Genomic DNA, 14,011 nt, shown 5'->3' with positions numbered 1-14,011 from the left:
ACAGTCAGATTTATGTTTCCGTAATGGGAACGGCTCTGACTGTCTTTTTTGTCAATAATACCAAAGTTCAGATTTCAGTTGAGCTATTGAGTTTGGTTTTTCTCACTTATTTTAATGGTTATCTCTATACTAAATATCAATATAGAAAGCCAATCATTGGTAGAATATTAGTAGTTAATGCGGTTAGTTTTGCACTCGGCGTCATACTGATTTTGTCTTTTTATAATGTTGATGTTTTACTGAAATGGCTTACGATTTTATTGTTAGGCTTGGCTTATAACTCTCGTTTTTTGAATACTTTTGTCCGAAAAATACCATTACTAAAGATATTTTATGTGGGGTTGAGTTGGGCTTTGGTAAGTGCTTGGCTGTTTTTACCTAAGATAGATGAAGCTATTTTTTGGGTGGGTTTTCTTTATGTTTCGGCATTGGTATTACCTTTTGATATACGAGATAAATCTAGTGATAAAGTGATAACATTCCCTAAGTTTATAGGCGTAGTAGCGACTAAAAGGCTGGCTTATGTTTTACTTGTTTTTAGCGGAGGGCTATCGTTTATTTATTTTAATACACTTTATGCGGTGGCGTTTGGTGGAGCCATCGTGGTGGCTTTAGCTTTGGTTTATGGTGCGTCTGAAAGTAAGCCCGATTGGTATTTTTCTTTGTGGGTAGAAACTTGTTGTGGGCTTCCGCTTTTATTTCTGATTTTATTGGAGTATTTTTGACCAATTTTTCAGTAATGATTATCAAAAAATTATATTTAACAAATTTCAAAAATCATCAAGAGCGAGTATTTGATTTTTCCTCCGAGATCAATAGTTTCGTAGGAAATAATGGAGTAGGGAAGACCAATATTTTGGACGCTTTGCACTATTTGTCCGTAGGTAAAAGTTTTCTAGGGAATTCTGATGTTAATAATATTTTGACGGGGGAAGACTTTTTCACATTGGAGGCAGTGGTAGATGATGGCGAAAAAGAAACGATATTAAAAATTATCCAAAGCAAAGACGCTAAAAAATTGGTAAAGAAGAACGATAAGTCTTACGCTCGTTTGTCAGACCATATTGGGTTTTTGCCAAGTGTGATGATTTCTCCCTATGATGCCAATCTTATCTCTGATTCTGGGGAGAGCAGAAGACGATTTTTAGATGCAATGATTTCGCAGGTAGATGCAGAGTATTTGCACTCTATTATGCAATACCAAAAAGCACTTAAACAAAGAAATGCCTTACTAAAGTCTTTCGCTAAAAATAGATATTTTGATAAAGATTCGCTAGAGATTTATGATGAGCCTTTGTGCCAATATGCAGGGGTGATTTTTGAAAAGAGGAGCCTATTTATCACACAGCTACTGCCTACTTTTTTGCATTTTTATAATATGATTTCTAATGGTAAAGAGGAGGTGGATATTGTTTACCAATCGGATTTGGAAGAGCAAACAATGGCAGAAGTTCTATCTCAAAATGTAGAAAAAGACCGAGTGCTTACCTACACTTCTAAAGGAATTCATAAAGACGAACTCCGTTTTGAAATGAGTGGAGATTTGATAAAGAAAATTGGTTCTCAAGGACAGCAGAAATCGTTTTTAATTGCGTTAAAATTGGCTCAAATCAACCGTATTAAGGAAATTACAGGTAAGACTCCTCTGTTGCTGTTAGATGATATATTTGATAAGCTGGACGACCGCCGTGTGGCTCAACTTATAGAATTAGTGAACAAAGAACATTTTGGACAGATATTCATTACAGATACCCATAAAGAACGAACGGAAGCTGTAGTGAAAAATATCAATGAAGAAAGCCGTATTTTTGAGATAACTTAAGATTTATAAACAGAATTGTTGTCTGCAATGTTACCAAAACTACCGCATAAAAGAAAAATACTTATAAAATCAACCTATTACTTATAAACACATGAAGAATTTTTTTTTCCTACTCCTAGTCTTTATTGCGAATTTGCATTTTTGTCAAGTAATTTCAGGAACTTTAATTTCAAGTGAGGATAATTCTCCGATTTCTTACGCCAAAATTGGGTTTGAAAACATTGAGAAAGGGACTTTCAGCGATGAGAAAGGAAATTTCAAAATAGACTTGACAAATGTTGATATAAACTTGAAGGTCAAAATTGAGATTGCAGGTTTTCAAACTTATGAAAATACTGTGAAAAATCTTATACAACTTAACTCTACAAAAATTGCTTTAAATCCAAGATTTGTAAATTTTGAAGAAGTTACAATTTCTAGCAAAAAGTATGTTGCAAAGAATTTAGGTTATAATTCTCGGTCAAAAGCATACATATAGATTATCTCTCAAGAAATTCTCAAACAGCAATAAAAAAATATACTGTTGAAGAATTGGAAAAACCACAAGCGGAAATTGCAGTGCCCATTCAATCAAATTCAAAATCTAAAATTACTAAAATCAATATTAATTTTGCAAAGTTTGAGATTAACAAACCGATGCCTGCAAGATTTATTATTTATTCTGAGTCAGAAGGAAAGCCTGATAAAATTCTAAATTCAGAAGATATTTTATTTTCTATTGAGAATGAAAATGTTAAAAATAATGTCTTTACATTGGATGTTTCTGATAAAAATATATGGTTTAAAGGTAAAATCTTCGTTAGTTTTCAACCACTTGACAGAAATTTTTCAGGGAGTTTTTTTATTAGCGCAGGTTTTTTAGGAAGTTCATATAAGAGAAGCTTTGTTGAAAAATGGAGAAAATTTCCTGCAAGTATTGTTCCTGCGATAAACATTGACGTAAAATCAGAGAAATAAAAACACTGCAGACAACATCGGTTTTGCAAAAGCGGAGGTAAAGCTCCCTAGCATTGAAAATTTTGTAATTTTTAGTCACAAAAAATTCAATTTTTTGTAATCTTACAAAAGCGAAAATGGTTTTTGCTTAGGTTGGTGTTTATAGAAGGTTTCGTGCTTCTTAGCTCCACCTTAGCAAAGCTCTTTCCCGAAATGAAGATTTGATATTTTCAAATTATTGTAATGTAAAACACTTTTAATTCAGTTGATTAAAAACAATAAAGGATAGGCTTATAAACCTATCCTTATTATATCCTATGTTAGTATCCTTAAAGCGTTTCTTTTAACCAATCAAAGAATTCTCTTTGCCATACTAAACCGTTGTGAGGTTTTAGTATCCAATGGTTTTCGTTAGGGTAGTAGAGTAGTTTGGCTTTTAGCCCTTTTAGTCTTGCCGCTTGGAAGGCACCTTGCCCTTGCTCATAAGGCACTCGGTAATCTTTGTGCCCTTGTATAATCATCATAGGCTTGTTCCAATTTTGGACATAGTTACTCGGATTAAACTCTGTATAAGCTCTTGGTAGAGGGTTGTCGTAAGGAGAACCACCCAAATCCCAGTTCGCAAACCAAAGTTCCTCGGTATTAAGATACCAAGATTTCATATCAAATAGACCATTGTGAGAAATAAAGGTCTTAAATCTGTTTTGATGTATCCCTGCCAGCATCAATACACTGTAGCCACCATAACTAGCCCCTACGGCAGCCCTACGGCAGCCCTACGGCAGCTATCCTGTCCCCATCTACAAACGGAAGTGTTTTAGCGTAATCTGTGGCAGAAAGATAATCTCTCATAGGTTGTCCGCCCCAATCTTTAGAAATAGCTTCGTTCCATTCTACACCCCAGCCTTGCATACCTCTTCTGTTAGGAGCGATAACGATATAGCCGTTAGCCGTCATTAGTGCAAAGTTCCATCTAAGCGAGAAATATTGCGTTAATGCAGACTGCGGACCTCCCTGACAATAGAGTAGTGCAGGATATTTTTTGTTAGGGTCGAAGTTAGGTGGGTAGTGGAACCATACGCCCATCTCTTTGCCGTCCGAAGTTTTTACCATTCTAAGTTCAGATTTAGAAGTGGCGATGTTTTGGTACATCTCTTTATTAACTTCGGTAACTTGCTTCATTGCTCCGCTTTTGGTGTTTACGGAGAATAAGTCGGCGTTGTGGTTGATGTCTGTTCTAGTAACTAAAAGTTGGTTTTTGGTTTCTGTGATAATATCGTTTACATCAAAAGTTCCTTCTGTGATTTTAGTTACCTTTTTAGATTTAGGACTGATGCTAAAAAGCTGTTTAGTACCTCTGTAAGCTGCTGTAAAGTAAAGCAACTGATTGTTTTGGCTCCAAAAGAAATCTCCAGTAACAGACTCGTCCCAATCTTTGGTAAGGTTGGTTATTACTCCTGTTTTCCAATCCATTATTTTGAGGTCGTTTTTATCTGCCTCATAGCCGTCCCTTGCCATACTTAACCAAGTAAGATAATTGCCATCAGGGCTGAACTTAGGGCTTACATCATAGCCCTTATTTGCTTCCGTAAGATTCTTTATAGTTTCACTATCAAAATGATAAGAGAAAATATCTGTATTGGTAGATTTGGCATATTCCGCTCCTTCCAAAGGCTTCATTACAAATAATAATTGAGAGGAATCAGGGCTGAATACAAAATCTTCTGCTCCTCCAAAAGGTCTTTGTGGACTGTCCCACTTTTTACCTTCTAGTAAATCTTTAGGAGAGCTATTTTTGTCCAAATCTATCACAAAAATATGGTTGTATCTTCCTTGGTTAAAGTAATCCCAATGGCGGTGGTTTAGGTCAGAGTAAACATGAGCTGTTGTATTAGGTACATCATTATATTTTTCTTTACCAAGCACCTTTTCTACAAGCACTTCTTTACTGTAAGCTATCTTTTTTCCATTAGGAGAGACGATAACATTATCGGCATCATCAGGTAGAGTATAGAACGAACTCCACGTTTTACCTTGGTCTTTTGAAAGGAATATCTGCTTACCTTCCGTGGCATAGATACCATTCTTATCCCATTGGAAGATGTTTTTTCCGTTAAAATTAACTTTAGACGAAAGATTGTTTTTTAAATTGAGAAAGTAGTTTTCGGAATTGGTTTTTTCTGTCTTTAAGTCGGTTTGTCCTACTTTATAGATTAACCCCGATTGGTCTGGAGCAACTACTTGAACGCTCATTCTTTTGAGCGTCCACAATTTCTCTGGTGTCATAAGGTTTTGAGCACTGATGAGCATCGGGAGACTGGTCGCCACAGCCAGCATTTTTTGTTTTAAGTTTATCATAAATTAAGCATTATAGGTTAAGTAAAGCCCAAAAATAAAAAAATCCGCCCTAAAAGAGCGGATAGATAAGATTTATTTTCTTAGAATTTGATTATTTCCTTCATTTTTTCTGTTTCTTCAATCACCAAATCGTCATCTACTAAGATTTTACCAGAATGTTCATCTATAATAATCTTTTTTCTTTGAGCAATTTCCATCTGCTTCTGTGGAGGGATAGTAAAGTAAGACCCTTTAGGAGCTCCTCTCTCTATACCTACCACTGCAAGACCGTTAGATGACCCTTTTCTAATTCTTTGGTAAGATGCTAGAAGCCTTTGGTCTATCTTATCTGCGAACTCTTGAGATTTTTCTAGTAAAAACTCTTCTTCTTTTTGAGTTTCTGCGATAAGGCTTTCTAGTTCGTTCTTTTTAAAAGTAAGGTGGTTTTGTAACTCTTCAATCTTAGCTTCTAGATTGTTTAAAGATTCTGTTTTGTGGTCTTTTTTAGCACCAAACTCTTTAATCTTCTTCTCCGCTAATTGGATTTCTAGTTCCTGATATTCTATTTCTTTAGCTAGAGCTTCAAACTCTTTGTTGTTTCTCACATTGTCTTGTTGAGATTTATATTTCTCTATAAGCCCTTGTGCGTGAGAGATGAGTTCTTTTTTATTTTTTATTTCAACTTCTTGCTCTTTGATTTCGGTAGCAAACTTTTCGGCTCTTTTTCCTAAACCTTCTATTTCTATTTCCAAATCTTCTACTTCAATAGGAAGTTCACCTCTTGTATTTCTAATTTCGTCTAAACGAGAGTCTATAAATTGTAAATCATACAATGCTCTTAGTTTCTCTTCTACAGAAATGTCGTTTGTTTTCTTAGCCATATCTTTATATAAAGTAATTTACAGGGTTAGTACTTTGAGTGGTTTTCAAGGTTGCAAATTTAGTAAAATTTTCTGATAAAAGTTCAAATAATTGTTGTATGATAAATTGTTCAGACTCAAAGTGTCCTATATCGCATAACAATAATTGATTTTCCGCTTGAAAAAAGTCGTGGTATTTAAGGTCAGCCGTTAGATAAGCATCACATCTGTTGGCAAGTGCGGCTTTAATACCATCAGCACCGCTTCCGCCTAGCATTGCTACTTTTCGGATAGGTTTATTGAGTTTTTGGCTGTGTCTAATGACTTGTAATCCAAAAGTTTTCTTTACTAAATTTAAAAAGGCTTCTTCGGATATTTCAGTTTCAAACTCACCATACTGGCCTAAACCTAGATATTGATTTTCATTTTCAAGGTTATAGATTTGATAAGCCACTTCTTCGTATGGGTGGGCTGTTTTCATCGCTGAAATGATGGCGTTCTTTTTATACTTTTCAAAAATAACGGAGATTAAAGTTTCCTCTACGCTTTCCCTTGTGCCTTGTTGTCCTATAAATGGTTGAGAACCTTCTTGGGGTTTAAAGGTGCCTGTTCCTTTGATATTAAAACTACATTCGTTATAAAAGCCAATACTTCCTGCTCCAGCCGAAAATAAAGCCTCTTTTACTTTCTCTTCGTAGTCTTTAGGTACATAGACGGAAAGTTGTTGCAAATCATGATTCTTAGGCATTAAAGTTTTAAGGTTCTTTAATCCTAGTTCTTTTCCAATTCTATGATTAACGCCCATAAAATCGTTATCCAGAGCGGTGTGTATGGCAATAATGGCAATTTTGTTTTCTAGGGCTTTCATCACACTTCTTTCCACATAGTTTTTGCCCGTGATACTTTTTAAGCCAGAGAATATAATGGGGTGAAATGATAGAATAACATTGGTGTTTTTCTCAATGGCTTCATCTACAATGTGTTCTAGTGTGTCGTGAGATATAAGAACGCCTGTAACTTCCCTTTCAGGATTGCCACAAAGAAGACCTACATTGTCAAAATTTTCTGCTTGTGCGAAGGGTATTAGGCGATTAAGTTCTGCTACTAGTTCTTTTATTTTCATTTAAAAACTGAATTATTTTTCCACGAAAATAAGAATTTATTATTTATTTGTTATTTTCGCAGCGGCTATGATACATAGGGTCAGAATAAAAAAAGAGCATAATCTCGTTCCAGAAAAAGGTTGGAAGAAAGAGCTATTTCGCATTATCTATGGGGCAGATACCCCTTTGGGAAAACTTTTTGATATTGTACTTCTTATCCTTATTTTAATTAGTACACTTACCGTTGTTTCGGAAAGTTTAAGACCTGTAGATAAGCAATATCATCATCTTCTTTTAGCTATTGAATGGACTATTTCTATCTTCTTTACGATAGAATATATCTTGAGAATTGTAATTGTCAAAAATAAAAAAGACTATATTTTTAGCTTTATGGGTATTATTGATTTCTTATCGATAATACCATTCTTTTTGAGCTTGTTTTTCCCACAGACTAAGTTCTTTATGATTATCCGACTGTTAAGAATGCTGAGGGTTTTCAGGATACTTAATTTGATGGATTATATGCACGACGGACAATACATTGTGCAAGCACTTAGGAAAAGCTCTCGTAAGATACATATATTTATGTTATTCATCATCATTATAGTGGTATTGTTAGGTTCTGTAATGTATGTGATAGAAGGGGGCGAAAACGGTTTTGTGGATATTCCTACTTGTATTTATTGGGCGGTGGTTACTTTGACTACGGTAGGTTATGGAGATATATCACCTGTAACTCCTTTAGGTAAGTTTTTATCGGTTATTTTGATGCTTTGTGGTTATAGCATTATAGCAGTTCCTACAGGAATTGTAACTTCCGAAATGAAGTTAAGAACGAAAAAGGATAACGATTGTGAACGCTGTGGAAACTCTAGTAATGATGATGATGCTAGATATTGTAAAATCTGTGGAGAAAGATTAAAAGACTAAATTGAGAAAGGTGTTTTTCTAATCAAAAAATTATACCGATTTTTGCAGTCTCAAAAAACAGTTTACTAATGTCTTTAGAAAAAGAAATTGCAAAAAGAAAAACCTTTGGGATTATCTCTCACCCCGATGCGGGTAAAACCACACTTACTGAGAAATTACTTTTATTTGGTGGGGCGATACAAGAAGCAGGAGCCGTAAAATCAAACAAAATAAAGAAAGGAGCAACCTCGGATTTTATGGAAATAGAACGCCAGAGAGGTATATCAGTAGCGACTTCGGTACTAGCATTTGAATATAGGAATCATAAAATAAACATACTAGATACGCCTGGACACAAAGATTTCGCAGAGGATACTTATAGAACTCTTACAGCGGTAGACTCTGTAATCGTTGTGATAGACGTAGCTAAAGGGGTAGAAGAGCAGACGGAGAAACTAGTTCAGGTGTGCCGTATGAGAAATATCCCAATGTTGGTATTCATCAATAAATTGGATAGAGAGGGTAAAGATGCCTTTGATTTACTAGATGAGGTTGAACAGAAGTTAGGACTTAGTGTAGTGCCTCTTTCTTTACCAATAGGTATGGGAGCTCAGTTCCAAGGGATTTATAATATTTGGGAGAAAAATATCCAACTGTTTTTAGAGGAAAAGAAACAAAAAGTAGGTGAGAGCATTACTTTTGATGATATTCAAGATAAAGCAATAGACGATGCGATAGGTGCAAAAGCAGCAGAAACCTTAAGAGAAGAGTTGGAGCTTATAGAATCTGTTTATCCTGAATTTGATAGAGAGCTTTATATGAAAGGAGAGCAGCAACCTGTGTTTTTTGGTTCTGCACTTAACAATTTTGGAGTAAGAGAACTCCTAGATGCCTTTATAGATATAGCTCCAATGCCGCAGCCTAAAGAGTCTGATGTGAGGGTGGTAAAGCCAGAGGAGAAAAACTTTACAGGATTTGTATTTAAAATCCACGCGAATATGGACCCTAAGCACAGAGACCGTTTAGCTTTCGTAAAGATTGTTTCGGGAACATTCAAAAGAAATGAAAACTACCTTTTGGTAAGAGAAAATAAAAAGATGAAGTTTTCTTCTCCAAATGCGTTCTTTGCGGATAAAAAAGAGGTAGTAGATGAGAGCTACCCAGGAGATATTGTAGGTTTGCACGATACGGGTAATTTCCGTATTGGAGATACTTTAACGGCTGGGGAAAAACTTAACTTTAGAGGCATACCAAGCTTCTCGCCAGAACATTTCCGATATATAAATAATAACGACCCTCTTAAAGCAAAGCAATTGGCTAAGGGTATAGACCAACTGATGGACGAAGGTGTGGCACAGCTATTTACTTTGGAGATGAACGGCAGAAAAATTATCGGTACAGTAGGAGCGTTACAGTATGAGGTTATCCAATATCGATTAGAACACGAGTATGGAGCCAAATGTTCTTATGAACCTATAAGCATACACAAAGCATGTTGGGTTGAGGCTGATGAGAAGTCGGCGGAATTCCAAGAATTTGCAAGGTTAAAACAACGCTTTTTAGCTAGAGATAAATACAATCAGTTGGTTTTCTTAGCAGATTCTTCGTTTACAATTACAATGACACAAGAGAAATTCCCTAATGTAAAGCTACATTTTATCAGTGAGTTTAACAGATAGAGATTATGTTATGTTAAAAAGCCCTAAAAATTTAATTTTTAGGGCTTTTATATTATTCTTCTCCGTCTATATGTCCGTACATATTATTATACAATTCTATAAATCTTTGTTTAATCATTTTTCGTTTTAGTTTTAGAGTAGGAGTAAGTAGTCCGCTGTCGATAGACCAAACTTCAGGTGTAAGCTCTATTTTCTTTATTTTCTCCCAGCTTCCTAGTTTGGTATTTAGATGCTCTATTTCTTTTTCTATACGAGCTTTTAATTGAGGGCTTTTAGCAATTTCTTCTGGAGTTGTACCAATATTGATGTTGTGTCTTTCTGCCCAATTTACAGCGAAGTGAAAGTCTGGTTGTACCAAAGCACAAGGCATTTTTTCACCTTCACCTACAACCATTATTTGCTCTATGAATTTGGAGGCTTTCGCCATATTTTCTATCATCTGAGGAGCGATGTATTTACCACCAGATGTTTTAAACATCTCTTTCTTTCTGTCGGTAATGTGTAAAAATCCTTCATCATCTATATGTCCTATATCTCCAGTTTTAAAGTAGCCATCTTCTGTAAAAGCTTCTTGAGTTTTCTCATCATCTTTATAGTAGCCTTTAGTAACCGAAGGACCTTTTACCGATATTTCACCGTCTCCTTGAATTTTAACATCTAAATTTGGAAGTACAGGACCTACGGTTCCTACTTTCATTTTATTGAATGTGTTTACTGCAATTACAGGGGAAGTTTCTGTAAGTCCATAACCTTCTAATATACTGATGCCTGCATTTTGGAACATTCTGTTAAGTCTAGGTGCTAAGGCTGCGGAGCCTGATATAAGGGTAATGATATTTCCTCCTAAACCTTCTCTCCACTTTTTAAATACGAGTTTGTCGGCGATAATTTCTTTAAGCCCACTAGGTTTACCAATTCCTTTTTTAGCTTTATTAACCCCTAGTGCCCATAAGAAGATTTTAGCTTTAAGACCGCCTGCACTTATGCCTTTATCGTAGATTTTGTCGTATACCTTTTCTATAAGCCTAGGAACTACCGTCATATAATGAGGTTGAACTTCTTTGATATTTTCACCCATTTTATCTATACTTTCCGCAAAGTAGATAGATATGCCACTATTGATGTAGAAGTAAAATAACATTCGTTCAAAGATATGGCAGATAGGAAGAAAGCTAAGACTCTTTAAATTTGTATTTTGAGGTTTTTTCTCTGAAAGTATAGGTGTACAAGTTAGTACATTAGATACGATATTTTGGTGGGTTAGCATAACTCCTTTAGGACGTCCCGTGGTTCCTGAAGTATAGATAATTGAAGCTAAATCATCAGTTTTAATTCCCTTTTTTAAATCTTCTACTTCTATCTGAGTAGCTTCGTCCTCTCCTAAGTCTAATATTTCAGCCCAGTTAGGAGCTCCTTCTACTTTGTCAAAGGTAAATATCCCCACTAAAGAAGGTACACTTGGCTGTACGGATAATAATTTTTGATATAGTTCTTCGTCTGATACAAAGCAATATTTTATTTCCGCATTATTAAAGATGTAAATGTAGTCTTCAACAGAAATAGTAGGGTATACAGGTACAGTAACAGCTCCTATTTGGGAAATTCCTAAATCCATCACTGCCCATTCTGTGCGGTTATTAGTAGAGATTAAGGAAATTTTATCTCCTGGTTTTATTCCTAACTTTAGAAGTCCACGAGAAATTTTATTTCCCATGTTTATAAACTTAAGTGTGGAAGTCTTTTGCCAAACACCGTTGTACTTAGTGGTTAGCATATCTTCTTTTGGATGATTTTCTATGGCCTTATAAGCGAAATCAAATAACCTAGTTACTGACATATGTTTCTTTTTTCTGTGTTTAATTTTTCCAAATATAATATTTATTTAATAAAAACCAAAAATACTCTTTGAGTGTTTTAATTAAAATACTACTTTTACAGGCAGTTTAATAATAAATACTATTATGGATTTTAATTTAACGGAAGAACAACTAATGATACAACAGGCAGCTAGAGATTTTGCTCAAAACGAATTGTTGCCAGAAGTTATAGAGAGAGATAAAAATCAAAAATTCCCAGAAGAACAGGTAAAAAAGATGGGAGAGTTAGGGTTTCTAGGTATGATGGTAGACCCTAAATACGGAGGTGCAGGTATGGACAGTGTATCCTATGTTTTAGCTATGGAAGAGATTGCTAAAGTTGATGCTTCTGCGGCTGTAATTATGTCGGTAAATAATTCTTTAGTTTGTGCAGGATTAGAAAAATATGCAAGTGAGGAGCAAAAGCAAAAATATCTAGTACCATTAGCTAGTGGAGAGGTTATTGGGGCATTTGCACTTTCTGAACCAGAAGCAGGTTCTGACGCTACTTCTCAAAAAACAACAGCCGAAGACAAAGGTGACTATTATCTTCTGAACGGAACCAAAAACTGGATTACCAACGGTAGTACAGCCACTTACTATATTGTAATTGCACAGACACACCCAGAAAAAGGTCATAAAGGCATCAATGCATTTATTGTAGAAAGAGGTTGGGAAGGTTTTGAAATTGGTCCAAAAGAGGATAAAATGGGCATTAGAGGAAGTGATACCCATTCTCTATTATTTACCGATGTGAAAGTGCCTAAAGAAAATAGGATAGGAGAAGATGGCTTTGGGTTTAAATTTGCTATGGCAGTTCTTAATGGTGGTAGGATTGGTATTGCTTCTCAAGCACTAGGGATAGCTAGTGGTGCTTACGAATTAGCTTTAAAATATGCTAAAGAGAGAAAGGCTTTCGGAACGGAAATTATCAATCATCAAGCGGTAGCATTTAAGTTGGCGGATATGGCGACTCAAATCACAGCAGCTAGAATGCTTTGTCTAAAAGCGGCGGCTGAGAAAGACCAAGGGAAAGATATTTCTGAAAGTGGAGCTATGGCGAAGTTATTTGCTTCTAAAACGGCTATGGATACCACAATAGAAGCTGTACAAATACACGGTGGTTACGGCTATGTGAGAGAATACCATGTGGAAAGAATGATGAGAGATGCTAAAATCACTCAGATTTATGAAGGAACATCTGAAATCCAAAAAATAGTAATTTCTAGAAGTATTGCTAAATAAAATGAATATAAAGAGGAGCAAACGCTTCTCTTTTTTGTCTAATTTATTAAATATAATAATGTATGCTTAATTTTGAATTTAAAAATCCCACAAAAATCCTATTCGGTAAAGGTGAAATAGAAAAAATATCAAAAGAAATTCCACAAAACGCTAAAATACTGATGCTCTACGGAGGTGGAAGTATCAAGTCTAATGGAGTGTATGAGCAGGTTAAAAATGCTCTGAAAGGCTTTAATATTTTGGAATTTGGAGGAATACCAGCCAATCCAGAATACGAGGTTCTAATGGAAGCATTGAAAGTCATCAAGTCAGAAAATGTTGATTTTCTACTAGCAGTAGGTGGTGGTTCCGTTATTGATGGAACTAAATTCTTGGCTGCGGCAGCTAAGTATGAGGGAGAACCTTGGGATATTTTAACTAAAACTATTCGTCCTGAAGAAGGCGAAGCGTTGAGCTTTGGGTCTGTGCTTACTCTACCAGCTACAGGCTCTGAAATGAACTCGGGCTATGTAATTTCTAGAAGAGAAACCGAACAAAAACTCGGTGGAGGAGGTAATGGTTTGTTTCCTAAATTTTCGGTGCTAGACCCAGAAGTGATAAGAAGTATTCCTAAAAATCAAATAGCCAATGGTATTGCAGATGCTTACACGCATGTTTTGGAACAATATATGACCTTCCCTACAGCGGCAACGCTTCAAGAACGAATGGCAGAAAGTATCTTGGTAACGCTTCAGGAGATGGCTCCTAAAGTGCTTCAAGAGGATTTTGACTATGATTCTGCGGCTAATTATATGTGGTGTTGCACGATGGCTCTTAACGGACTGTTGCGTTTAGGCGTGGCTACCGATTGGGCGGTACACGCTATGGGACACGAACTTACGGCTTATTTCGGTATCGACCATGCGAGAACTTTAGCGATTATAGCACCGTCTCATTACCGTTATAATTTTGAAACTAAGAAGCAAAAATTAGCTCAGTACGCCGAACGCGTTTGGAACGTTTCTTCTGAAATGAACTTGGAGGAAAAGGCACAAAAGGGGATTCAAAAAATGGAGCATTTCTTCCATTCTATAGGGATTCAAACGAAATTGTCAGAATATACTTCGCAGTTTGAAGGTACAGCCGAGAAAGTAGAAAAAGCATTTATAGATAGAAACTGGTTAGGTTTAGGAGAGCACCGCAAACTCACGCCCGAAGACGCTAAGAACATCGTGAAGATGAGTTATTAGAATCGGTTAGTATATTTATGAAGCCCCCTTGAGAA

Annotated in this window: 11 protein-coding genes and 1 pseudogene; 8 read left to right on the top strand and 4 right to left on the bottom strand. The window is 35.7% G+C overall.

Annotation, left to right across the window (positions count from 1 at the left end):
- The first annotated feature begins 23 nt into the window (after positions 1-23).
- The 4 genes from RA0C_RS02975 to RA0C_RS02960 all read left to right on the top strand — a co-directional run bounded on the left by RA0C_RS02975 (position 24) and on the right by RA0C_RS02960 (position 2,779).
- Positions 24-725, top strand: coding sequence for a UbiA prenyltransferase family protein (locus RA0C_RS02975; protein WP_004919905.1), 702 nt, complete (start codon positions 24-26; stop codon positions 723-725).
- A gap of 14 nt (positions 726-739) precedes the next feature.
- Entirely contained in the window at positions 740-1,822 is a 1,083-nt protein-coding gene (gene recF, locus RA0C_RS02970; protein WP_013446790.1) for a DNA replication/repair protein RecF, read from the top strand.
- 91 nt (positions 1,823-1,913) lie between these two features.
- Positions 1,914-2,300 carry a carboxypeptidase-like regulatory domain-containing protein gene (locus RA0C_RS02965; protein WP_004919899.1) on the top strand — a complete coding sequence of 129 codons (387 nt, stop codon included), beginning with the start codon at positions 1,914-1,916 and terminating at the stop codon, positions 2,298-2,300.
- 53 nt (positions 2,301-2,353) lie between these two features.
- Positions 2,354-2,779, top strand: a complete 426-nt coding sequence (locus tag RA0C_RS02960; RefSeq protein WP_004919896.1) for a hypothetical protein — start codon at positions 2,354-2,356, stop codon at positions 2,777-2,779.
- A gap of 308 nt (positions 2,780-3,087) precedes the next feature.
- Here RA0C_RS02960 and RA0C_RS02955 read toward each other — a convergent pair.
- The 3 genes and pseudogenes from RA0C_RS02955 to RA0C_RS02945 all read right to left on the bottom strand — a co-directional run bounded on the left by RA0C_RS02955 (position 3,088) and on the right by RA0C_RS02945 (position 7,078).
- A pseudogene (locus RA0C_RS02955) lies at positions 3,088-5,116 on the bottom strand (S9 family peptidase).
- Positions 5,117-5,196: 80 nt separating this feature from the next.
- Positions 5,197-5,976 carry a zinc ribbon domain-containing protein gene (locus RA0C_RS02950; protein ID WP_004919890.1) on the bottom strand — a complete coding sequence of 260 codons (780 nt, stop codon included), beginning with the start codon at positions 5,974-5,976 and terminating at the stop codon, positions 5,197-5,199.
- A 4-nt stretch (positions 5,977-5,980) separates the two neighbouring features.
- On the bottom strand, positions 5,981-7,078 hold the full coding sequence (locus tag RA0C_RS02945) for a Nif3-like dinuclear metal center hexameric protein (protein WP_004919886.1): 1,098 nt from the start codon (positions 7,076-7,078) through the stop codon (positions 5,981-5,983).
- Positions 7,079-7,145: 67 nt separating this feature from the next.
- On the opposite strand from RA0C_RS02945, the gene RA0C_RS02940 reads away from it, so the two are divergent.
- Positions 7,146-7,988, top strand: a complete 843-nt coding sequence (locus tag RA0C_RS02940; RefSeq protein WP_013446788.1) for an ion transporter — start codon at positions 7,146-7,148, stop codon at positions 7,986-7,988.
- Positions 7,989-8,056: 68 nt separating this feature from the next.
- Positions 8,057-9,646, top strand: coding sequence for a peptide chain release factor 3 (locus RA0C_RS02935; RefSeq protein ID WP_004919879.1), 1,590 nt, complete (start codon positions 8,057-8,059; stop codon positions 9,644-9,646).
- A gap of 52 nt (positions 9,647-9,698) precedes the next feature.
- Here RA0C_RS02935 and RA0C_RS02930 read toward each other — a convergent pair whose 3' ends face one another.
- A complete protein-coding gene (locus RA0C_RS02930; RefSeq protein ID WP_013446787.1) occupies positions 9,699-11,483 on the bottom strand; it encodes an AMP-dependent synthetase/ligase in 1,785 nt (594 codons plus the stop codon).
- A 124-nt stretch (positions 11,484-11,607) separates the two neighbouring features.
- Here RA0C_RS02930 and RA0C_RS02925 point away from each other — a divergent pair, with 124 nt between their 5' ends.
- Positions 11,608-12,747 (top strand): acyl-CoA dehydrogenase, encoded by a 1,140-nt coding sequence (locus tag RA0C_RS02925; RefSeq protein WP_004919873.1) that lies wholly within the window; start codon positions 11,608-11,610, stop codon positions 12,745-12,747.
- 62 nt (positions 12,748-12,809) lie between these two features.
- Positions 12,810-13,976: an iron-containing alcohol dehydrogenase gene (locus RA0C_RS02920; protein WP_004919870.1), complete on the top strand. Its 1,167-nt coding sequence runs from the start codon at positions 12,810-12,812 to the stop codon at positions 13,974-13,976.
- The last annotated feature ends 35 nt before the right edge of the window (positions 13,977-14,011 follow it).

Origin of the sequence: Riemerella anatipestifer ATCC 11845 = DSM 15868 (genome assembly GCF_000252855.1) — a bacterium.
In the GTDB taxonomy this organism is placed as follows: domain Bacteria; phylum Bacteroidota; class Bacteroidia; order Flavobacteriales; family Weeksellaceae; genus Riemerella; species Riemerella anatipestifera.
The sequence above is the reverse complement of the archived record's forward strand: the minus strand, read 5'-3'. Positions and strand labels throughout refer to the sequence as shown.